At 69.9% G+C, this 20,972-nt stretch carries 21 protein-coding genes; 13 read left to right on the top strand and 8 right to left on the bottom strand.

Translation table 11 applies throughout. The features are described from left to right. Positions 1–27: 27 nt before the first annotated feature. A complete protein-coding gene (gene pstB / locus ACH5AC_RS36795; RefSeq protein ID WP_398866702.1) occupies positions 28–804 on the top strand; it encodes a phosphate ABC transporter ATP-binding protein PstB in 777 nt (258 codons plus the stop codon). Positions 805–947: 143 nt separating this feature from the next. On the opposite strand, the gene ACH5AC_RS36790 is transcribed toward pstB, so the two are convergent. Together ACH5AC_RS36790 and ACH5AC_RS36785 are read right to left on the bottom strand one after the other, a co-directional pair. Continuing rightward, positions 948–1,946, bottom strand: a complete 999-nt coding sequence (locus tag ACH5AC_RS36790) for an anion permease (RefSeq protein ID WP_398866701.1) — start codon at positions 1,944–1,946, stop codon at positions 948–950. A 9-nt stretch (positions 1,947–1,955) separates the two neighbouring features. Then, positions 1,956–2,576 (bottom strand): DUF47 domain-containing protein, encoded by a 621-nt coding sequence (locus ACH5AC_RS36785; RefSeq protein WP_398866700.1) that lies wholly within the window; start codon positions 2,574–2,576, stop codon positions 1,956–1,958. 198 nt (positions 2,577–2,774) lie between these two features. Between ACH5AC_RS36785 and ACH5AC_RS36780 the strand changes: the two genes are divergently transcribed. Beyond that, a complete protein-coding gene (locus ACH5AC_RS36780) occupies positions 2,775–3,140 on the top strand; it encodes a metal-sensitive transcriptional regulator (protein WP_398866699.1) in 366 nt (121 codons plus the stop codon). A gap of 21 nt (positions 3,141–3,161) precedes the next feature. On the opposite strand, the gene ACH5AC_RS36775 is transcribed toward ACH5AC_RS36780, so the two are convergent. Together ACH5AC_RS36775 and ACH5AC_RS36770 are read right to left on the bottom strand one after the other, a co-directional pair. After that, the gene (locus ACH5AC_RS36775; protein WP_398866758.1) at positions 3,162–3,332 is read right to left on the bottom strand and encodes a hypothetical protein; all 171 of its coding nucleotides are present in this window, start codon (positions 3,330–3,332) and stop codon (positions 3,162–3,164) included. Between the two features lie 124 nt (positions 3,333–3,456). After that, complete coding sequence (locus tag ACH5AC_RS36770) at positions 3,457–4,293, bottom strand: hypothetical protein (RefSeq protein WP_398866698.1); 837 nt, start codon at positions 4,291–4,293, stop codon at positions 3,457–3,459. A 142-nt stretch (positions 4,294–4,435) separates the two neighbouring features. On the opposite strand from ACH5AC_RS36770, the gene ACH5AC_RS36765 reads away from it, so the two are divergent. Both ACH5AC_RS36765 and ACH5AC_RS36760 read left to right on the top strand, forming a co-directional pair. Beyond that, positions 4,436–4,618: a hypothetical protein gene (locus ACH5AC_RS36765; RefSeq protein ID WP_398866697.1), complete on the top strand. Its 183-nt coding sequence runs from the start codon at positions 4,436–4,438 to the stop codon at positions 4,616–4,618. A gap of 72 nt (positions 4,619–4,690) precedes the next feature. Then, complete coding sequence (locus tag ACH5AC_RS36760) at positions 4,691–6,241, top strand: FAD-binding oxidoreductase (protein ID WP_398866696.1); 1,551 nt, start codon at positions 4,691–4,693, stop codon at positions 6,239–6,241. An 18-nt stretch (positions 6,242–6,259) separates the two neighbouring features. On the opposite strand, the gene ACH5AC_RS36755 is transcribed toward ACH5AC_RS36760, so the two are convergent. The 3 genes from ACH5AC_RS36755 to ACH5AC_RS36745 all read right to left on the bottom strand — a co-directional run bounded on the left by ACH5AC_RS36755 (position 6,260) and on the right by ACH5AC_RS36745 (position 9,642). Continuing rightward, positions 6,260–6,952: a phosphatase PAP2 family protein gene (locus tag ACH5AC_RS36755; RefSeq protein WP_398866695.1), complete on the bottom strand. Its 693-nt coding sequence runs from the start codon at positions 6,950–6,952 to the stop codon at positions 6,260–6,262. Positions 6,953–7,156: 204 nt separating this feature from the next. Then, positions 7,157–8,101: an NlpC/P60 family protein gene (locus ACH5AC_RS36750; protein ID WP_398866757.1), complete on the bottom strand. Its 945-nt coding sequence runs from the start codon at positions 8,099–8,101 to the stop codon at positions 7,157–7,159. 89 nt (positions 8,102–8,190) lie between these two features. Further along, a complete protein-coding gene (locus ACH5AC_RS36745; RefSeq protein WP_398866694.1) occupies positions 8,191–9,642 on the bottom strand; it encodes a protein kinase in 1,452 nt (483 codons plus the stop codon). A 517-nt stretch (positions 9,643–10,159) separates the two neighbouring features. On the opposite strand from ACH5AC_RS36745, the gene ACH5AC_RS36740 reads away from it, so the two are divergent. The 7 genes from ACH5AC_RS36740 to ACH5AC_RS36710 all read left to right on the top strand — a co-directional run bounded on the left by ACH5AC_RS36740 (position 10,160) and on the right by ACH5AC_RS36710 (position 18,224). After that, a complete protein-coding gene (locus tag ACH5AC_RS36740; RefSeq protein WP_398866756.1) occupies positions 10,160–10,468 on the top strand; it encodes a hypothetical protein in 309 nt (102 codons plus the stop codon). A 171-nt stretch (positions 10,469–10,639) separates the two neighbouring features. Beyond that, on the top strand, positions 10,640–11,491 hold the full coding sequence (locus tag ACH5AC_RS36735) for a hypothetical protein (protein ID WP_398866693.1): 852 nt from the start codon (positions 10,640–10,642) through the stop codon (positions 11,489–11,491). Further along, on the top strand, positions 11,481–12,836 hold the full coding sequence (locus ACH5AC_RS36730) for a hypothetical protein (RefSeq protein ID WP_398866692.1): 1,356 nt from the start codon (positions 11,481–11,483) through the stop codon (positions 12,834–12,836). The genes ACH5AC_RS36735 and ACH5AC_RS36730 overlap by 11 nt, the downstream gene beginning before the upstream one ends. Before the next feature lie 23 nt (positions 12,837–12,859). After that, positions 12,860–14,404, top strand: a complete 1,545-nt coding sequence (locus ACH5AC_RS36725) for an SCO6880 family protein (RefSeq protein ID WP_398866755.1) — start codon at positions 12,860–12,862, stop codon at positions 14,402–14,404. Positions 14,405–14,418: 14 nt separating this feature from the next. Further along, the gene (locus ACH5AC_RS36720) at positions 14,419–15,840 is read left to right on the top strand and encodes an ATP-binding protein (protein WP_398866691.1); all 1,422 of its coding nucleotides are present in this window, start codon (positions 14,419–14,421) and stop codon (positions 15,838–15,840) included. A 9-nt stretch (positions 15,841–15,849) separates the two neighbouring features. After that, positions 15,850–17,286, top strand: coding sequence for a type VI secretion protein (locus ACH5AC_RS36715; RefSeq protein ID WP_398866690.1), 1,437 nt, complete (start codon positions 15,850–15,852; stop codon positions 17,284–17,286). Between the two features lie 233 nt (positions 17,287–17,519). Next, positions 17,520–18,224: a hypothetical protein gene (locus ACH5AC_RS36710; protein ID WP_398866689.1), complete on the top strand. Its 705-nt coding sequence runs from the start codon at positions 17,520–17,522 to the stop codon at positions 18,222–18,224. A gap of 99 nt (positions 18,225–18,323) precedes the next feature. On the opposite strand, the gene ACH5AC_RS36705 is transcribed toward ACH5AC_RS36710, so the two are convergent. Further along, on the bottom strand, positions 18,324–18,887 hold the full coding sequence (locus ACH5AC_RS36705) for a GNAT family N-acetyltransferase (protein WP_398866688.1): 564 nt from the start codon (positions 18,885–18,887) through the stop codon (positions 18,324–18,326). Between the two features lie 85 nt (positions 18,888–18,972). On the opposite strand from ACH5AC_RS36705, the gene ACH5AC_RS36700 reads away from it, so the two are divergent. Both ACH5AC_RS36700 and ACH5AC_RS36695 read left to right on the top strand, forming a co-directional pair. Next, the gene (locus ACH5AC_RS36700) at positions 18,973–20,214 is read left to right on the top strand and encodes a sensor histidine kinase (RefSeq protein ID WP_398866687.1); all 1,242 of its coding nucleotides are present in this window, start codon (positions 18,973–18,975) and stop codon (positions 20,212–20,214) included. Further along, positions 20,211–20,879, top strand: coding sequence for a response regulator (locus tag ACH5AC_RS36695; protein ID WP_398866686.1), 669 nt, complete (start codon positions 20,211–20,213; stop codon positions 20,877–20,879). The genes ACH5AC_RS36700 and ACH5AC_RS36695 overlap by 4 nt, the downstream gene beginning before the upstream one ends. The last annotated feature ends 93 nt before the right edge of the window (positions 20,880–20,972 follow it).

The following is a 20,972-nucleotide window of genomic DNA, read 5'->3' as shown; positions in this document are numbered from 1 at the left end:
AACTGATCCGGAAGAGAAGTAGTAATCATGGCCAAGCGAATCGACGTAAGCGGACTCACCGCGTACTACGGCTCCCACAAGGCGATCGAGGACATCTCGATGACCGTCGAGCCCCGCTCGGTGACGGCGTTCATCGGCCCGTCCGGCTGCGGCAAGTCGACGTTCCTGCGCACGCTCAACCGTATGCACGAGGTGACGCCGGGCGGCCGGGTCGAGGGCAAGGTGCTCCTGGACGACGAGGACCTGTACGGCGCCGGCATCGACCCGGTGTCCGTGCGCCGCGAGGTCGGCATGGTCTTCCAGCGCCCGAACCCGTTCCCCACGATGTCGATCTTCGACAACGTGGCGGCGGGCCTGCGCCTGAACGGCAACTACAAGAAGAGCGAGCTGGCGGACATCGTCGAGCGCTCCCTCAAGGGCGCGAACCTCTGGAACGAGGTCAAGGACCGCCTGAACAAGCCCGGCTCGGGCCTGTCCGGCGGCCAGCAGCAGCGCCTGTGCATCGCCCGCGCGATCGCGGTCGAGCCGAACGTCCTCCTCATGGACGAGCCCTGCTCGGCCCTGGACCCCATCTCCACCCTCGCCATCGAGGACCTGATCGGCGAGCTGAAGGAACGCTTCACGATCGTCATCGTGACGCACAACATGCAGCAGGCGGCGCGCGTCTCGGACCGCACGGCCTTCTTCAACCTGGCGGCCGTCGGCCAGCCCGGCAAGCTCATCGAGATCGACGACACGGAGCGCATCTTCTCCAACCCGTCGGTCCAGGCCACGGAGGACTACATCTCCGGCCGCTTCGGCTGAGCCCTCCCCCGATCCCCTCGCGGTGCTGCATGGCGGTGCCACCGCGAGGCCGCAAAAGGGCCCGCCCCCTGGCTCCCGGGGGGCGGGCCCACTTGTTGTTCGTGCCGCACCGGTCCGGGGGCGAAGCCCCTGGCCGGCGCCGCCTACAGAAACGCCAGCTTCACGATCCCGAAGGCCAGCGCGGCGACCGCCGCGGCGGCCGGCATCGTGATGAACCAGCCGAGCACGATGTTCTTGGCGACACCCCACCGCACCGCGTTGATCCGCTTGGTCGCCCCGACTCCCATGATCGCCGACGTGATCACATGCGTCGTGGAGATGGGCGCCTTGAACAGGAACGCCGTGGTGAACATGATCGACGCCCCGGTCGTCTCCGCCGCGAACCCCTGCGGCGGATCGAGCTCGATGATCTTCCGCCCCAGCGTCCGCATGATCCGCCACCCACCGGCATAGGTTCCCAGCGACAGCATCACCGCACAGGCGATCTTCACCCACACCGGAATGGGATCGCCGAAGTCCTCGACATCCGCGATGACCAGCGCCATCACCACGATGCCCATCGTCTTCTGCGCGTCCTGCAGACCATGCCCGAGCGCCATCCCGGCCGCCGACACCGTCTGCGCGATCCGGAATCCCCGCTTCGCCTTGTGCGGATTGGCCCGCCGGAAGATCCACATGATGGCGGTCATCACCAGATAACCCGCCAGCAGCCCCACCACCGGCGACACGAACATCGGAATGACGATCTTCTCGAACACCCCGCCCCAGTAAACGGTCGTACCGCCGGCGAGAGCGGCCCCCACCATGCCCCCGAACAACGCATGAGACGAAGACGAGGGAAGGCCGAAGTACCAGGTGATCAGATTCCAGGCGATCGCCCCGACCAGGGCGGCGAAGAGAATCCCCATCCCCGTCGACCCCTCGGGCGTCTGGATGATCCCCTCACTGACGGTCTTGGCGACCCCCGACCCCAGAAAGGCACCGCCGAGATTCATCACGGCGGCCATCAGCAGCGCGGCCCTCGGCGTCAGCGCCCGGGTCGACACCGATGTGGCGATGGCGTTCGCCGAGTCATGAAAGCCGTTCGTGTACGTGAAGAACAGCGCGACCAGAATGGTCACGACCAACGCGAAGGTGTCCATGGCAGGGTCTCAGGACTCCTTGACGGCGATGGTCTCCACCGTGTTCGCCACATGCTCGAAGGCGTCCGCCGCCTCCTCCAGCACATCCACGATCTGCTTGAGCTTGAGCACCTCGATCGCGTCGTACTTCCCGTTGAACAGATGCGCCAGCAGCTTCCGGTGAATCTGATCGGCCTGGTTCTCCAGCCGGTTGACCTCGATCCAGTACTCCGTCAGATTCGACATCGTCCGCAGGTTCGGCATCGCCTCGGCCGTCAGCTCGGCGGCCCGCGCCAGCACCTCGATCTGCTGCTCCACCCCGCGGGGCAGTTCCTCGATGCTGTAGAGGACGACCAGGTCGACGGCCTCCTCCATGAAGTCCATGATGTCGTCGAGGGAAGAGGCGAGGGAGTAGATGTCCTCGCGGTCGAACGGCGTGATGAACGAGGAGTTCAGCTGGTGGAAGATCGCATGCGTGGCGTCGTCACCCGCGTGCTCCGCTGCCCGCATCCGCTCCGCGATCTCGGCCCGGGCGGACGCGTCCGCCCCGAGCAGTTCCATCAGGAGCTTGGAGCCCGTGACGATGTTGTCCGCGGATGCGGCGAACATGTCGTAGAAGCTCGTCTCCCTGGGGGTCAGACGAAAGCGCACGTGGGGTCCTCGGGATGCATCGGTTTCGGTCAGGCTGATGCTAAGCGCATCATCCGGCCACGGCTAAGGGGCCGTCCCCCCAGTGTCGCCCATCAGGCACAGCGGTCAGCACAGGGGCGGACCAAGGGGCCTATACCCAGCAAAGTTGGTTACGATATACCCGCCAGGGGTATATGTCCGTCATTCCAGGAGGACGCTATGACGACCACCGAGGCCGGCGCGACCACGGCGCCCTCCGAGGACACGGAGCGCAGGGAAGCGGCCACCGGCCACGACCACGGTGTGCACGGCTACCACAAGCAGAAGGACGAACACCTCAAGCGCCTGCGCCGCATCGAAGGCCAGATCCGCGGCCTGCAGCGCATGGTCGACGAGGACGTCTACTGCATCGACATACTCACTCAGGTGTCCGCCTCCACCAAGGCCCTGCAGTCCTTCGCCCTGCAACTGCTGGAGGAGCACCTGCGCCACTGCGTCGCCAGCGCTGCCATCAAGGGCGGCGACGAGATCGACGCGAAGGTGGAGGAAGCGACGAAGGCGATCGGCCGCCTCCTGCGCACCTGAGCACCCGGCGGCACCCGAGGGTCACCCGGCGGAGGAGCGCTCCCGTTCCTCCGCGACCCGCAGCACCTCGTCGATGCTCTCCAGGCTGAGCCGCTCCTCGGCCGCCGAGGCCGCGATGATCAGCTCCCCGCACAGCTCGATCTCGGCGAGGGCCACGTGGTCCTGAACTGCCGTACCGCCGACCGGAGCCACGCGCATCACCTCGTCTCTGCCGTCACGGACTTGCTGGAGCGTTCCTAGAGTAGGGAGCGGCACACACCACGCGCATGGCACGGAAGGGCTAGTTCACGGGACTATTCACGCCCGGTGACCGCCGCTACTCCTCGACGATCCGCCCCGCGTAGATGTCCCCGGCCGGCGGCAGCCGTACGTCGACGGGGGCGCCGAAGTCGTACAGCAGAGTCGTCGAGGCGACGGCCACCACGCTCTTGTCCTGCCCGTTGACGAAGCTGAACCGGTACCGGACCTTGCGGATGCGCCCCTCGTCGTCGAGGTACACGTCGAACGGCACCTGCGCCGTGGCGAACCCTTTCGCCGCCGCCGCCAGCGCCTCCCGGTTTCCCTCGGTGGCGCCGCGCGCGGCGGCCTCCAGATCGGCGGTCCCGCGATAGTGCCGTACGGGCGTCCCCGCGAACTCGGTGCGCCCCACGTACGTCGCCGTCCGTGTCCCGCGCAGCACCTCGGCGGCGGCCAGCGGATCGGTCGCCCCGCCGGTGACCAGATTGCCGTCGGACAGCGTCGACGTCTCCACCCGCACCCACTTGTCGTCCGGCACCCCCGCACCCCTGTTCTTCATGAACAGCGCGCCGGGTGCGAGGAGTTCGGTGATCGGCCGGTGCTCGCTCTTTCCCGCCGGGTCCTGCGGCAGCACCACCTTCAACCGGCCCAGCTGGCTGCGGTAGTCGTAGACGCCCTCACCGCGGATGGTCACCCGGGTGCCGCCGGTCGCCATCTCCATCGACGTACGCGCCTTCGAACTGCCCGCCAGCCGCAGGGTGTCGGCGGCCCCGTGCAGGGTCCGCACGGGATCGACGGACCGCGCGTCGTCGGCGGCGGCACCGCTGCTCCCGCAGCCGGCCGCGCCCGCGCACGCACCGGCCACCAGCCCCGCGACGACCGCCGCACCCTTGAGTCTGTGCTGCCGCTCCGCCATCGCCACCTACCCCCAGCCGGTATGTCCGTTCACGGGCCCGCCGTCGTTCGGTTAACGACGGGTAAGTGCCCTCGTCACGCACGGCCGACGGCATGCGCCCGGGCATACATCCGCCGCACCGTGCGTGGGTAACGTTGTTCGGGTGACGCAGCACGACGGCCATAGCGCTCCCCGCACGGACGGAGAGCACCTGACCAGCACCGTCGAACAGGGCCGCTTCTGCTTCGCCCGCTGCACCTGCGGCTGGCGCGGCCCGGCCCGCAGGGCGAGAAGCCTGGCCCGGACGGACGCGGAGACCCACCCGGCCCCCGACCGGAACCCGTGACCCCGCGTTCCCGTCTGGCTCCATGACAACCGGCAGAAGGCGCGGGACGGACCACGCGGGACGGACTACTCCATGGAACGACGTACGTTCATCACAGGCGGCGCGGCCGCACTCGCCACGGCCACGACCGCGGGCTGCCAGGGCAGGACCAACGGCACCACCCCCCTGACCCCGACCGCCGCCACACCCACGACGCCCCGCCCCCGCACACCCGCCCCCGCCGACTGGTCCGCCCTGGCCCGCGGCCTGGACGGCCCCCTGATCCGCCCCGGCGACGCCTCCTGGCCGGCAGCCCGCCAGCTGTACAACACCCGCTTCGACTCCCTGAAGCCGGCCGCGGTGGCGTACGTGGCACACACCGACGACATCCGTACGGCCCTGGCGTACGCCCGCGCCCACGGCACCAAGGTCGCGATCCGCAACGGCGGCCACTCGTACGCCGGTTGGTCCTCCGGCGACGGCCGGCTGATTCTCGACGTGTCCAAGCTGAGCCGGATCCGCGTCAGCGGCGAGCAGGCGGTCATCGGCGCCGGCGCCAAGCTGATCGACGTCTACCGCGCGCTCATCGCGAAGGGCGTGACGATCCCGGCGGGCTCCTGCCCGAGCGTCGGCGTCTCCGGCCTGGTCCTCGGCGGCGGCCACGGCGTGGTGTCCCGGGCGTACGGCCTGACCTGCGACAGCCTCACCCAGGCGACGATCGTCACCGCGGACGGCCGGCAACTGACCGCGAACGCCACCGAGCACAAGGACCTCTTCTGGGCACTGCGCGGCGCCGGCAACGGCAACTTCGGCGTCGTCACCGAGCTGCACTTCCGCACCCATCCGGCACCCCAGGCGGTCACCGGCAACCTCACCTGGCCCTGGTCGAGGGCGGCGGCGGTGATACGGGCCTGGCAGGAGTGGGGCCCCGCCCAGCCGGACGAGATCTGGTCCGCCCTGCACCTGTCGAACGTCCCCGGCAGCACCCCCACCGTCTCCGTCTCGGCCTTCTGCATCGGCACCTACGGCCGGCTCCAGAACGCGGTGGACCGCCTCGCCGACCGCGTGGGCGCCCCCGCCTCGCACGTCTCCCTGCGCCGCCGCTCGTACGAGGAGGCCATGGAGATCTACGCCGGCTGCTCCTCCTTCGCCACGGACGCCCAGTGCCACCTCCCCGGCTCCACCCCGGGCCGCTCCCCCCAGGGCGCCCTGCAACGGGAGACCTACGCGGCCCGCTCGGACTTCTTCGACCGCTCACTGTCGACCGCCGGCGTCCAGACCCTCCTCACCCAGATCAAGAACGTCCGCGGCGGCCCCGGCAGCATCGCCCTGACCGCCCTCGGCGGCGCCGTCAACCGCGTCTCCCCCACCGCCACGGCCTTCGTCCACCGCCGCTCCCGCATGCTGGCCCAGTACATCGCCGCCTGGCGCGCGGGAACCCCGGGCACGACGGCCCAGTCCTGGCTGACATCGGCCCACACGGCGATGAGACCCCACGCCTCGGGAGCGGCGTACCAGAACTACACGGACCCGACGCTACGGAACTGGAAGCAGGCGTATTACGGAGAGGCGGCGACCCGCCTGACGAAGCTGAAGACCCAGTACGACCCCGGGCACTTCTTCACGTACCCGCAAGCTCTCTGACCTGGCGGAACCGGGAACTCAAGCCGCCAGATCCCGCTCCGCCGCATCCGCCCGCACCCCCGGGACAACCGCGACCCGAGCGGCCCGGCTCCGCACCACCCACCCCATCCTCCGCGACCGCTCAACGGCCCGCAGCACCGGCGTGAGCAGCGCGGCGGCCGCCGGCGACAGCAGCAAAGCCACAGCAGTCCCGAGCGCGAATCCGCCGACGATGTCCGTCGGGTAGTGCACCCCCATGTACACCCGGCAGAACCCGTTGACGATCGCCAGCCCGATCGCGACGAGCCCGAACTTCCGGTTGGCGACGAAGAGAGCGACCCCCATCGCCATGGTGAGCGTCGCGTGATCGCTCACAAACGAATAGTCGGTCTTGCCGGAGACAAGAACCTCAAGCCCCTGATGGTCGAGGAACGGCCGAGGCCGCTCGACGAACCCCCGTATGGGCACATTGACGAGCACGGCGATCGCGGCAGCGAGCGGCACCCACACCAGCGCGGCGACGGACGACGCGGCCTCCTCGGCGCCAGTGACCCGCTTGCGCACGCCCCACCAGCACCACACCACCAGCAGCACGATGGCGAGCAGCAGCCCGTACTCACCCACGAACTCGACGATCCGGTCGAACCAGTGCGGCGCGTCCTTCGCGAGGCCGTTGATGTCGTAGAGCAGGTCGACGTCGGGGTTCGACCCGGATTCGGCGAGTCCAGCCATGGTGCTGCGGCCCCTTCGTCGAGTAGTGCCCGGCGCACTGACACGTGCTCGTGCGTGCGCCGCATCTGCCACCCCCGTGGTCGATGTACGTCAACAGGAACGCACGGCCCCGGTTGATACGTTCCACCCTCCACTGAATGATCACGCAGACGTTATCGAAGAGAGACACGTACTCGCAGCTCAGGGCCGGGCCTCACGGTCGGTTCACACGGTCGTGGGGAGCGCTTTCGCGCCATCTTCCGTCACCCGGGTGGCCCCGAAGTACTTCTTGGTGTCGATCGGGTCGAAGCGGATGACGGCGCCCGTGCGCGGCGCGTCGATCATGTACCCGCCGCCGACGTAGATCCCCACGTGGTCGATGGCCCGGGAGTTGTTCGGGTCCGGTGAGAAGAACACCAGGTCCCCGGGAAGCAGTTGGTCCCGCGACGGGTGCGGCCCGGCGTTGTACTGGTCGTTGGCCACCCGGGGCAGCGTGATCCCCACGCTCTCGTACGCCGCCTTGGTCAGCCCGGAGCAGTCGAACCGCCCCCCGTGCTCGGGCGTGCCATTGCCGCCCCACAGGTAGGGCGTGCCGAGCTTGCTCTGGGCGTAGTGGATGGCCCCGGCGGCCTGCTGGGTGGGGCCGAGGCGGCCGACGGGAGCGGCGAAGCTCTTCTCCAGGCTGCGGATCCGCTTGACGTAGTTCTGCGTCTCGCTGATCGCCGGCACCCCGCCCGCCCTGATGACGCGGTACGGGCCCGCGTTGTAGGCGGCGAGCATGTTGTTCGTGACGTCCCCCGGCACGTCCTTGACGTCCTTCGCGAGCGCGCAGTCGTACGACGCGGCCGACGGAATCGCGTCATTGGGGTCCCAGATGTCGCGGTCCCCGTCCCCGTCGCCGTCGACGCCGTGCGTGGCCCAGGTGCTGGGGATGAACTGCGCGATACCGCGCGCGTCGGCGTGGCTGACGACCTTCGGGTTCCAGCCGCTCTCCTGGTACAGCTGCGCGGCCAGCAGGGCCGGGTTGAGGGCCGGGCACAGATTGCCCCATCGCTGCACGAGCGCCCGGTACGCGGCCGGCACGGATCCCTGGGCCAGGCCGACGCCGCCCTGCCGGGCCCCGTTGACCAGGTTCCCGGAGATGACGTACACGCCGACGACGAGCAGCATCACGAAGCTCAGGCCGAGCCCGACCGCGGCGCCACCGATCACCCAGACTTTTCGCACACCTCAACCCTCCCCCGCCGAATCCCTGTTTACTACTTCGAGACGAACCCGAGGCACTGGATGGTCGCGTACTGCTTCACTCCCTCGACGTGGAGGAAGAGCACGGTCCAGTCACCGGGGTCGTTCCCGACGGGGATGGCGTCGCCGACTTTCTTGCCGTTCACGAACTTCCGGAAGTCGTCGGGGTATGTCAAGTACGCCCAGTCGGTGCTGACTTCGACGGGCGCGCTGGTGTAGCCGAGGTCGGTGTTCTGGATGGGGAGGCCCTCGATGGGCTTGCCGGTACGCGAGTCGATCTCGTGCGGCGGCTTGACGGCCACGGAGACGTAGTACGGCTCCACGGGCGGCGGGACGAAGCCCTTGACCCGGACGCCGATCCGCAGCTTGCCGTCGGAGTCCGGTGCGGAGACCGAGCCCTGGAAGTCCGTGTACCGCTCTTCGACGGGCAGATCGCACTTCCCCCGGCCGTCCTCCGCGGCCGGGTCGGCCGTCCAGTAGTCACGCGAGGGGTTTGTCGCCTCCACGTACGCCGGCGGCTGGATGCCTGATTCCTTGTCACCCACCGCCGTCGGTCCGGCCGATGTGCCCGCCGCCCCCGTGCGCTCCCCGCCATCATCATCGGGCAGGAACGGCAGCACAGCGACCGCACCGGCAACCACGACCACCGCCGCGACCAGCCACGGCGTACGACGCCGCCGCGCGGCCGGAGCGGGCTGGGCGGCCTGCGTGGGCGTGTATCCGGGACCGTACGGGGCCGCCGCCGTCGGCAGACTGTGCGGGTCACCCGGCGGAGGGCCCGGCACCCGCGAGCTCTGCGGAACCTGCGGCACCGCCTCCCCCAACCCGACCAGCCCGCCGTAGAACCCGTCCTCGACCAGCGCCGACCGCACCCCGCACCGCGCGATGACCTCGGCCAACCCGGGCCGCGCCGCCGCCTCCTTGGCCACGCACGCCTCGATGAGCGCCGCCAGCCCCGGTTCCACGCCGGCCAGGTCTATGGACTCGTGCACGGCGCGATAACTGACGCCGGCCGGCTCCCCCTGGCCGAAGGGAGGGCGTCCCGTGGCCGCGTACGCCAGCGTCGCCCCGAGTGCGAAGACATCGGCGGCCGGGCCGACCTCATTGCGCATCAGCACCTCGGGCGCGGTGAAGCCCGGTGTCCCCGAGGCGAACCCGGCCTCGGTGAACGCCGTCTGACCCACACTCCGCGCGATCCCGAAGTCGATGAGCTGCGGCCCCTGCGCGGCGAGGATCACGTTCTGCGGCTTGAGATCCCGATGGGTGACCCCCTGGGCGTGGACGGCCGCGAGCCCTTCGGCGAGCGCGGCGAACAGCCCCGGCACGTCTCGGCGGGCAGCGGCCCCCGCTCGGCCACCGCCTTGCCGAGGGTGGGCCCGGCGACGTACTCGGTGGCCAGCCAGTAGGGCGCCGCGTCCAGCGAGGCGTCGATCAGGTTCGCCGTGTAAGCGCTGCGCACCGCCCACGCGGTCTCCACCTCACGCCGGAACCGCGCCAGCGCCTCGGGGTGGTCGACGATCTCGTCCCGGATCACCTTGATGGCCACGAGCCGGCCACCGGGTGATCGTCCGAGATAGACCTGCCCCATCCCACCGGCGCCCAGTCTGGCGAGCAGTGTGTGCCCGCCTATGTGCGCCGGGTCCCGATCCTTCAGAGCGTCCACCGCACCGACCTTGCCACAGAGATCAAGCCACCGTGACATGAGAACATCGAAACGGCCCGTCACCCGACCGGCCGTCAGAAACCCTGTGTAGCCGTGAAGGAGGTCAACGACGGAACCACACCCCAGGTTCCGCCCAGACTTCATTGCCCGGCGTGACCTGCCGTGATACACAGAGTAACCGTACGTTTGGTATTCGTACGAATCCCGCCCATCATTGACGTCAAGTCGACATACGACGGCGTCATTGTCGGCGAGAATGAGGCGTGACCTCTGCACCGACGCAGGGGATGGCGAACTACCCACCAGGGGCGGTGACTTACATGCTCTTTGCGGCCGACAAGGGAGACATCAACACCATCATCGGCGGGATCGCTCCGGACTGGGGCCCCTTCGGCAGCCTGGGCAACGAGGCCAAGGTGATGATCGAGGTGGTGATGGCGGTGGCCATCCTGCTCTGCCTCGGCATCGCGATCTGGGGCGCGGCGAAGCAACGTATCGGCGCCACGGCCCTGCGTGACACCTTCAGCGCCGAACAGGGCAAGGGCCTCATCATCGCCGGTCTCACGGGCGTCTTCATCATCGGATCACTCGGCACACTCTTCACGATCGTGTACGGCATGGCCATCTAGCCCAGGCCCCCCTCTCCGTCCGCTCCGGGCACGCCCGGTCCCTCCACCCCACCCGCCCGTCGTGCCCACCGGCTGAGGTTGCGTTTCCCTGATGTCGAGTCACCACACCGCGCCCGCGCGGGAACCAGCACGGCTACCGTCGTACTACGGCAGCGAGGGGGCGTACACGGCATGAGCGACGAACAGGACTACGGCGGCGACGGAGGGTACGTCTACGGCGGCGGCGGTCAGACCAGACTGCGGCTGCCCGACAACGACCCCTACGGCGGCGCCCGACGCCGCGGCCGCTCGTCCTCACGCAGCCTGGTCACGGTGGTCGGCGTCGTCGTCCTCCTCATCGCGGCAATCGCCTTCGCGAACCGTGGAGGAGACGATTCCGCAGCCTCGGCCCAGGGCGGCGGCGGACGCACCGGCGCCGGCGAGCCGAAGACATCGTCGACGGCGGCGACCGGCACCGAGCCCGTGACGACGAAGAGCGCCGCCGGCATCCCGTCCGGCTTCGCGCACACCGAGCAGGGCGCCCAGTCGGCCGCCGCCAACTACGCGGTGGTGCTCGGCTCCACCGGCATGTTCCACAGGGACAGCCGACACACCATCGTCGACACCGTCTACACCGCCGACAAGGCCACCGCGCTCCAGAGCGCCCTGGACCAGGCGTACTCCGCCGACTTCCTCGCCAAGATGGGCCTGGACGCGGACGGCAACGCCCCCGAGGGCAGCACCTTCGTCTCCCGCGTGGTCCCGGTGGGCACGACCGTGCAGCAGTACGCCGACACCACCGCCAAGATCGCCGTCTGGTACGTCGGCTTGATCGGCATGTCCGGCGAGACCTCCACCGACCCCGTCACCACGTCCTGGAAGACCTGGACCTTCGAGCTGCGGTGGGTGGACGGGGACTGGAAGGTCGCGGACGGCAAGCAGACGGAAGGCCCCGCGCCGGTCCCCGGCGACGACAAGGCGTCCACCTCCGACGAGATCAGCAAGGCCATCGAGGAGTACGGAGGGTTCACGTATGCCCGGTAACGCCCGCCGCGTGCTCACACTCACCGGCATCGTGACGGCCGTTCAGACGACGGCCGTACTGCTGGCCTCCCGTGCCTTCGCGGCCCCCACCCCCACGCCCACCCCGAGTGACGGGGCATCGCCCTCACCGAGTCAGAGCGTCGACTGCTCCGCCCTCCCCGCCGAGGCGCAGACCTATTGCGAGCTGGACAACAACCCGTCCGGCTCCACCACCGCCCCCGGAGTCTCCGACACCGTAGACCCCCTCTCCTCCCTCGCCAAAGGCTGCGCCGACGCCGCTTCCTGGACCGTCGACAAGCTCAGCGAGGCCGTGAAGGAGACCGCGAACGTCGACTTCACCAACCCCAAGTTCCTCCAGCAGTACGCCGTCGTCTTCGCCGCGTCGACCGTCCTCACCCTCCTCCTCTGGCTCCTCGCGGTGGCCAAGCGCGCGGTCCGGGGCGTCCCCCTCACCACTGCCCTCTCCGAGGCCATCGGCTTCCTCTGGCTCACCGTCCTCGCCTCCGCCTTCACCCCGCTGATCCTCTACACCGTCGTCTCCGCCACCGACGGCATCTCCGACGTCCTCGCCAAGACCACCGGCGACCAGACCGACACCTTCTTCGGCAACTTCTCCTCCGCCCTCGCCAAGGGCGAGGACATCGGCGGCGGCCCGATCATGCTGATCGTCGTCTCGCTGGTCAGCGTCCTCGCCGCCGGCGTCCTCTGGCTGGAGCTGGTCATCCGCGCCGCCCTGCTCTACGTCGGCGCCCTGCTCGGCACCGTCGTCTACGCCGGCCTGGTCGACAAGAACCTGTGGGGCCACGTCCGGCGCTGGGCGGGCATCATGATCGCCGTCATCCTGGTCAAGCCGGTCATCGTGATCGTCCTGGGCCTGGCCGGCGCGCTCTCCGCCGACGACGGCCCCGGCGCCTTCTCCGCCGTGGTCTCCGGCCTCGCCATCATCCTGCTGGCCATCTTCGCCAGCGCGATGATCTACCGCTTCGTCCCCGGCTTCGGCGACGAGATCGCCAGCTCCCGCAACAACCGCATCATGCAGGGCGCCGAAGGCAAGGCCGCCGCCGTGATCTCCTCCCCGGCGACCCTGGTCGCCCAGGGCATCAAGACCCACAGCACCCGGGCCGACAACAACGGCGGCGGCCAGCAGAACGCGAGCGCCCCCCGCCCCGCCGGCTCCACCTCCGGCGGCATCGCCGCCCACAGCTCACGCCCCGCGGCCGGCGGTGGCGGCGGATCTGTCCCCTCCGCCGCACCCGCACCCCGCACCGGCAGCCCGGTCAACACACCACATGCCAGCAACACCCGCAACAGCAGTACCAACCGCACGGGAGGTGAAGGGCGTTGACGACTGATTCCCACGCGGCCCATGTGTCCCATCCGGTCACGCCCCGCCGTACATATCTGATCGGCCGCGCCCGGCCGAACGCGATCGTCGGCCGCAACCGCGAGTCCGGCGAGATCGCGCTGATCGTCCTGGGCGCGTTCCTCGGCATGATGTGCGGTCTCCTCGTCCCCCTCCTCGCCCTGCGCATCGTGCTGCTGGCCGGCTTCCCGATGCTCGCCCTCGCCGCGGTCTACATGCCGTACAAGCACCGCACGTTCTACAAGTGGTTCGAGATCAACCGCAGCTACAAGCGCACCCTGCGCCGCGGCACGGTCTACCGCTCCGGCGCCATGGAGGCCGGCACCCGCATCAACGGCCAGGAGATCGACGTCGCCCCGCCCCCCGGCATCGGCCGCATCACCTGGCTCGCCGCCCCGTTCGGCCCCGACGAGATCGCCGTACTCCTGCACGCCGACCGCCGCACCGTCACCGCCGCGATCGAGATCGAGGGCCCCGGCGTCGGCCTGCGCGACAGCGAGGACCAGGAGGCCCTCGTCGACCGCTTCGGCACCCTCCTCAAGCACGTGGCCAACGGCGACGGTTTCGTCACCCGCCTCCAGATGCTCGCCCGCACCCTCCCCGCCGACCCCGACGCCCACGCCAAGGACGTCGCCCAGCGCGGCGACGACAGGGCCCCCACCTGGCTGCGGCAGTCCTACGACCAGCTCCAGTCCATGGTGTCCACCAGCAGCGAGCAGCACCGCGCCTACCTCGTCGCCTGCATGCACTACACCCGCGAGCTGGCCGCCGAGGCCCACGCCATGGCCCGCGCCTCCCGCCACCAGGGCGGTGGCCGCAAGCTCGACAAGGACGCCGGTCTCGCCGTCGTCATGGCCCGCGAGCTCACCGACATCTGCTCCCGCCTCCAGGAGGCCGACATCCGCGTCCGGCAGCCCCTCGGCCAGGGGCGCCTCGCCTCCCTCGTCCACTCCATGTACGACCCGGACCACCCCATCGACCACATCCAGGCGATGACCCAGCGCAACGCCTGGCCGGCCGAACTGGACGCCATGGAGCCCACCTTCCTCCAGGCCAAGACCCGCGAGTCCGCCACCCGCGCCCCCTGGTGCCACGCCACCGCCTGGATCAAGGAGTGGCCGATGACCCCGGTCGGCGTCAACTTCCTCGCCCCCCTCCTCGTCCACACCCCCGACGTCATCCGCACGGTCGCCGTCACCATGGACCTGGAACCCACCGAGGTCGCCATCGAGCGCATGCTCACGGAGAAGACCAACGACGAGGCGGAGGCCAGCCGCGCCGCCAAGATGAACCGCACTGTCGACCCCCGCGACATCGCCGCCCACTCCCGCCTCGACCAGCGCGGCGAGGACCTCGCGAGCGGCGCCGCCGGCGTCAACCTCGTCGGCTACATCACCGTCTCCTCCCGCTCCCCCGAGGCACTCGCCCGCGACAAGCGGACGATAAGGGCGTCAGCGGGCAAGTCGTATCTCAAACTGGAGTGGTGCGACCGCGAGCACCACCGCGCGTTCGTCAACACGCTCCCGTTCGCCACCGGAATCCGAAGGTAGGGGCTGATGCGCTGATGCGGGACCCGCTGTCCGTCCTCACCGACGCCTTCACCTCCTTCCTCTTCGGCAAGGTCGAGACGACCCGCCTCCCGGTCCGCACCTCCACGGGCCAGGCCCAGGCCGTCTACCTGCCCACGGCCGCCCCCGGCCTCGGCGACTCCGGCGTCATCATCGGCCGCGAGGTCTACTCCGGAAAGGGCTACATCTACGACCCCTTCCAGCTCTACGGCCAACAGCTCCCCGCCCCGCACTGGCTGGTCCTCGGCGAGTCCGGCAACGGCAAGTCGGCCCTGGAGAAGACCTACGTCCTGCGCCAGCTCCGCTTCCGCGACCGCCAGGTCGTGGTCCTGGACGCCCAGGGCGAGGACGGCGTCGGCGAATGGAACCTCATCGCGCAGGAGCTGGGGATAACTCCCATCCGCCTGGACCCGATGGCCGCCCTGGACCACGGCATCCGCCTCAACCCCCTCGACCCGGCGATCACCACGACGGGCCAGCTGGCCCTGCTCCGGACGATCATCGAGGTCGCCATGGGCCACGGCCTCGACGAACGCTCCGGCTTCGCCCTGAAGGTCGCGCACGCCTACGTCAACGAGTCGATCGTCGAACGCCAGCCGGTCCTCTCCGACATCGTCGAGCAGCTACGGCACCCCGAGCCCGAGTCCGCCGAGGCGATGAACGTCGCCATAGACGACGTACGGGCATGGGGCCTGGACGTCGCGCTGGTCCTCGACCGCCTGGTCGACGGCGACCTGCGCGGCATGTTCGACGGCCCGACCACGGTCGGCATCGACCTGGACGCCCCCCTCATCGTCTTCGACCTCTCCCACATCGACCGCAACTCCATCGCCATGCCCATCCTCATGGCGATCGTCGGCGTCTGGCTGGAGCACACCTGGATCCGCCCCGACCGGAAGAAGCGCATCTTCCTCGTCGAGGAAGCCTGGCACATCATCAACAGCCCCTTCGTGGCCCAGCTGTTCCAGCGCCTGCTCAAGTTCGGCCGACGCCTCGGCCTGTCCTTCGTGGCCGTCGTCCACCACCTCTCGGACGTCGTCGACGGAGCGGCCGCGAAGGAGGCGGCCGCCATCCTCAAAATGGCGTCGACACGGACGATCTACGCCCAGAAGGCCGACGAGGCCAGGGCCACCGGCCGCGTCCTTGGCCTGCCCCGCTGGGCCGTGGAGATCATCCCCACCCTCACCCCCGGCATCGGCGTCTGGGACGTCAACGGCAACGTCCAGGTGGTCAAACACCTCGTCACCGAGACGGAACGCCCCCTGGTCTTCACGGACCGTGCGATGACCGAGTCCTCCCGCGACCTCGACCCGGCCCACGACGACGACGCGCTGCGCGCCGCGGAACTGGAGGCGGAGCAGCGGGCGGCGGCCTTCGTGGAACACCACCTGGGCGACTCCGAGTCGACGGTGGCATAGGGGCGGGCCGTGAGACCGAACGACCACCGAGGCCAGGACCGGGACGCCCAGGGCGGCGTCCCGGACGGCCTGCTCATCGGCATCCTCGCCTTCCTGCTCGGCATGACCCTGCTGGTCTGGACGGCCACCGGCCTGGCGGGCCTCTTCGCCCACGGCGCCTGGCCGAAGAACGTCACCTTCACCCGCACCCCCCTGGCCATGCGCCGGCTCATCGGCCAGCCCCACGACATCACCGGCGCCTGGCCCGACACCCCCGCCTCCGCCCTCTCCGGCTACGGCCTCTTCTGGGGCCTGTTCATCGGCCAGCTGATGATCCTGCTCGTCCTGACCGTGTTCGTCATGGGCACGGTGGCGCGCTGGAGGGCGGTACGGGCGAGCAGCAGGACAGCGGCACACCCCGAGCCGGAACCCCACGAGGTACCCCCACAGAGGGCTCCCGCCGAGGAACCGGCACCACAGGAAGCCCCCCACACCTCTGTGTCCAAGGCCGAACCGGCGAGTGAGCCAGAACCACCCCGCGCCGAAGGCCCCCTGCTGTACGCCCCTAGGGAATCCCGCCAGGCCACCGCCGTCAACGCCGTCCACGACGCGGCAGGCCCCGCCCTCGTCCTCACCTCCAACCCCGCCCTCTGGCAGTCGACCAAGGACGCCCGAGCCAAACTCGGCCCGGTCCTCCTCTACGACCCCACCCACCTCTGCGACACCCCCGCCCGCCTCCACTGGTCCCCCATCACCCACTGCGAGGACAGACAGACCGCGGCCCGGACAGCCACCGCCCTCCTCACCCCCACCCGCCCCACCTCACGCCTGGACGAAGCGGTCGGCGACACCGCCGAAACCCTCCTGCGCAGCTACCTCCACGCCGCCGCCGTCGACGGCCGCACCATCCGCCACGTCCACCGTTGGTCCCAGGGCACCCAGATCCAGGAAGCGGTCCGCATCCTCCGTACGAACCCCAAGGCCGCCTCCGGCACGGCCGGCGAACTGGAAGCCGCCCTCACCGCCCACCCGCAGCGCCGCGACATGGCCCAGGAACTGACCACCCGCGCCCTGTCCGCGCTCACCATGGTCAACATCCGCGAGGCATGCACTCCGAACCGATCCGACGCCCTCGCCTTGGATTCCTTCATCCATGAAGGGGGCACGCTTTACGTAGTGGGCGAGTCCATCGAGGACCCCCGTACGACTCCGGGCGCGATGCCGCTGCTGACGGCTCTCGTCGCAAGCGTGGTCGAGCGCGGCCGGCGCATGGCCGAACGGTCACCCGCCGGTCGCCTCGACCCACCACTCACCCTGGTCCTCGACGACGTCGCAGCCGTGGCCCCCCTCCCCCAGCTCCCCTACCTCCTGGCCTCCGGCCCGGACCACGGTCTCCCCACCCTCGCCCTCCTCCGCTCCCGCGAACAGGCCAGAGCCCGCTGGCCCCACCACGAACTGTCAACTTAGGTCACAAAAGATCAGATCTGGTCCGGACTCTCCAATCAGAGGGCAACCCGGGGCGTCGGGTGCAACAATCCCACCCCGGTCATCACTCTGGAGCCGAAGTGACCTTAGGTAATCCACCGTCAAACCCTCCTCCCCCGTCCAACCCGCCACTGTCGTCGAACCAGCAACCGTCGTCGAATCCCCCACCGCCGTCCTCCCCGTCCGGATTCCACAACTCCGGTACGCAGGTCACGGTGAACACCACCGCCAGCAACCGCTCCGACCCTCCCGGGCCGGACTGGGCGGCGATCCTCAAGGCACTGGCCCTCTTCGTCGCGGCCCTCGTCGGGCTCTTCGGCGGAGCGAAGCTACAGGCGTCCCAGGACCTGCCGTTCACCAACGAGTCCGGTGCCGCGCCCACCGTCACCGCGACGGTCACCGCCACACAGACGGTCACCGCGCCTCCCGGAACCTCCACGGAGACGCGCGACGACCCCCAGATCGGCACCGAGGGCAACAGCGGCGGCATCTCGACCGCGGAGTCCCCGGCCCCCGTGCCGAGCGGCTGGATCACCTACTACGCCCAGTCCGTGACCGTCGGATACGGGGGAATGGACTTCGGAGTCAAGCCGCCCAAGAACCACGGAGGCGGAGACGAGTTCCGCATCGAGGGCACGGAAGGCGGAGGTCCCTACATCAGGCCGGTGTACGCGACCCCGGTCAAACTGGCGGACGATTCCACTCCCGACGCGAATTCCTGCAAGGAGCAGGCAACCGGCGACGGCACCAAGCCGGAGTTCATCAATCTCCGCGAGGGCGACCGTTTCTGCATGTACCTGGAGACCTCCAGCAACGGCAAGCTCGCCGTCTACCTGAGGACGAGGGAGGTGAAGAACGGCGGCCTGGAAGGCACCACAGCCAAGTTCGACGTGACGGCCTGGGCCGAGGCAAGCGACTGAGTCACCGGCCTCGCACACTCCCGAGCAGTCCCGAGCCGTGTCCCGCTGCCCCGGCGATCAGCCGGGCAGCCCACTTCCGCGGACACAGGACGGGACACGTCAGACGCCCCGCTCCCGAGCCAGCTCCACCTCGACATCCTCCTCACCGTCCAAGGCCATGGTCACCCCGGTGGCCAGGAAGCCGAGCCTGCCGTACGCGGCCAGCGCCCGCGCGTTGTCCCGGTGCACCAGCAGCCGCACCCGCTCGAGCCCCACCCCCCAACTCCACTCCAGAGCGGCCCCGAACAGCGCCTCCACCGCCCCGCTCCCCCGGCACTCCGGCCGCACATACACGCCCAACGCGTGCCCCTGCCGCCTCTCGACCCGCAGCCCGGCCCAGTCCGTCGACCCGGCCTCCTCGACCAGCACGGTCACCGACCCCACCCAGCGCCCGTCACGCGTCTCCGCCACGAACTGGCGCGCCCCGGCGGCCCCTTCCGCCGCCCGCTCCGCCCGGCCCTGCCAGTACGACTCGGGCCGCCCCACGGCCTCCTCGTACTTCTCCAGGAACGCGAGGTGCGCGACCGGATCCCGCAGCGCCGCCAGCCGCAACTCCCGTACGGCCTCCCACTCATCGGCACGCACCGCGCGGACGACACCGTCTCCCCAGCTCAAGGCGCTCATGCCGGCCACCCTAGTACCGGGGTACCACCCCCCTCACCCGAAATACCCCCGCCGACCGACGCCCACGACCCGCCCACCCGCCACCATGGAGACCGTGCCAGACAAGCAGCCAGCCGACCCCCTCCCCCAGCACATCCAACGCGTCGTCAACCGCATCCGCGCCTTCGACCGCCGCCACCCCCTCGTCTGGGACCTGCACCTCACCGGCTTCTGGGTGACGGCCGCCCTGGTCGACTACGCCGGCGGCGGCTGGCTCACCGTCGCCCGCGACACCGACGTCCCCTCCTGGCTCGTCCTCACGCTCTCCCTCGCCCTGTCCCTCCCCCTCGTCCAGCGCCGCAGGCACCCCAGGGCCGTCCTCCTCCTCATGGCCCCGTTCGCCCTCGTCAACGCCTGGACCGGCGCCACTCTCCAGGCGGCCCTGCTCCAGCTGCTCGTCGTGTTCCACATCGCCCTGCGCCTGCCGCTGCGCACCCTGTGGTGGGTGTCGGCGGTCGTCACGGCCCCCGCGTTCGTCACCCACTTCCGCCACCCCACCCAGGACCTCAACGAGGACGTGGTCCCCCACCTGATGTCCATCCTCATGGCCGCGGTCATCGGCATCGCCGTCCGCACCCGCCGCGACTACACCGAGGCCCTGGAGGACCGAGCCCGCCGCCTGGAGATCGAACGCGACCAGCAGACCCGCCTGGCCGCCGCCGCCGAACGCACCCGCATCGCCCGCGAGATGCACGACATCATCGGCCACAACCTCTCCGTCATCACGGGCCTCGCCGACGGCGGCAGGTACGCGGCCGCCAAGTCCCCGGACCGCGCCGCCCAGGCCCTGGACGCCATCTCGACCACCAGCCGCCAGGCCCTCACAGAACTCCGCCGCCTCCTGGACGTCCTCCGCGACGAGGACAGAGAACCCCCACTCGATCTCGCCCCACAACCCAGCCTCACCGACCTCGACCAGCTCATCGACGGCGTCCGCGCCGCCGGCCTCCCCGTCCGCACCACCATCCACGGCACCCCGGCCATCCCCCCGGGCCGCCAACTCACCGTCTACCGCGTCATCCAGGAAGCCCTCACCAACACCCTCAAACACGCCGGCCCGGACGCCACCTCCCACATCGTCCTCTCCTACGCCGACACAGGCGCCGTCACAGCCACCATCACGGACACCGGCCATGGCCGCCCACCCACCGCCGACAACGGCCGCGGCCTGCCCGGAATGCGCGAACGCACAGCCCTCTACGGCGGCACACTGGAGGCCGGCCCCCGCCCGCACCCCGCCCGGGGCTGGCGCGTCCACCTGCACCTACCGGAGGAACCCCCGCAGTGACCACCGTCCTCATAGCCGACGACCAGCCCCTCCAGCGCCTCGGCTTCCGCATGCTGCTGGAGAGCCAGGACGACATGACGGTCCTCGGCGAGGCGTCCAACGGCAGCGAGGCGATCCGTATGACGGCGGAACTCCACCCCGACGTCGTCCTGATGGACGTCCGCATGCCCGGCCTGGACGGCATAGAGGCCACCCGCCGCATCACCGCCGCCGGCGACCGCACCCGAGTCCTGATCCTCACCACCTTCGACCTCGACGAGTACGCCTACGCGGGACTGCGCGCCGGCGCCTCCGGCTTCCTGGTCAAGGACGCCCAGCCCGAGGACCTCCTGTCAGGCATCCGCGCGGTCGCATCCGGCGACGCGGTGGTGGCCCCCAGCCTGACCCGCCGCCTCCTCGACGCCTACGTCCACCACCTCCCCGCCCGTACCGACACCACCACTCCCCAGACCCCACACCCCCGCCTGGCCAAACTCACCGACCGCGAACTCGAAATCCTCACGGCCATCGGAAAGGGCTGGACCAACACGGAGATATCCCAGCGCTTCCACCTGGCCGAATCGACGGTGAAGACCCACGTGGGCCGCATTCTGGCGAAGACGGCCTCACGGGACCGGGTCCAGGCGGTGATCTTCGCGTACGAGACGAAGCTGGTTGACCCATAACGCAGAAAACCCCGCACCGGACCGGTGCGGGGTTCTCTCCAAAAATTGTTCGGCGGCGTCCTACTCTCCCACAGGGTCCCCCCTGCAGTACCA

Source organism: Streptomyces sp. NPDC018693, assembly GCF_044391385.1.
Lineage (GTDB): Bacteria > Actinomycetota > Actinomycetes > Streptomycetales > Streptomycetaceae > Streptomyces.
Note: the sequence above shows the minus strand (reverse complement) of the source record. Positions and strands in the feature narration are given on the sequence as shown.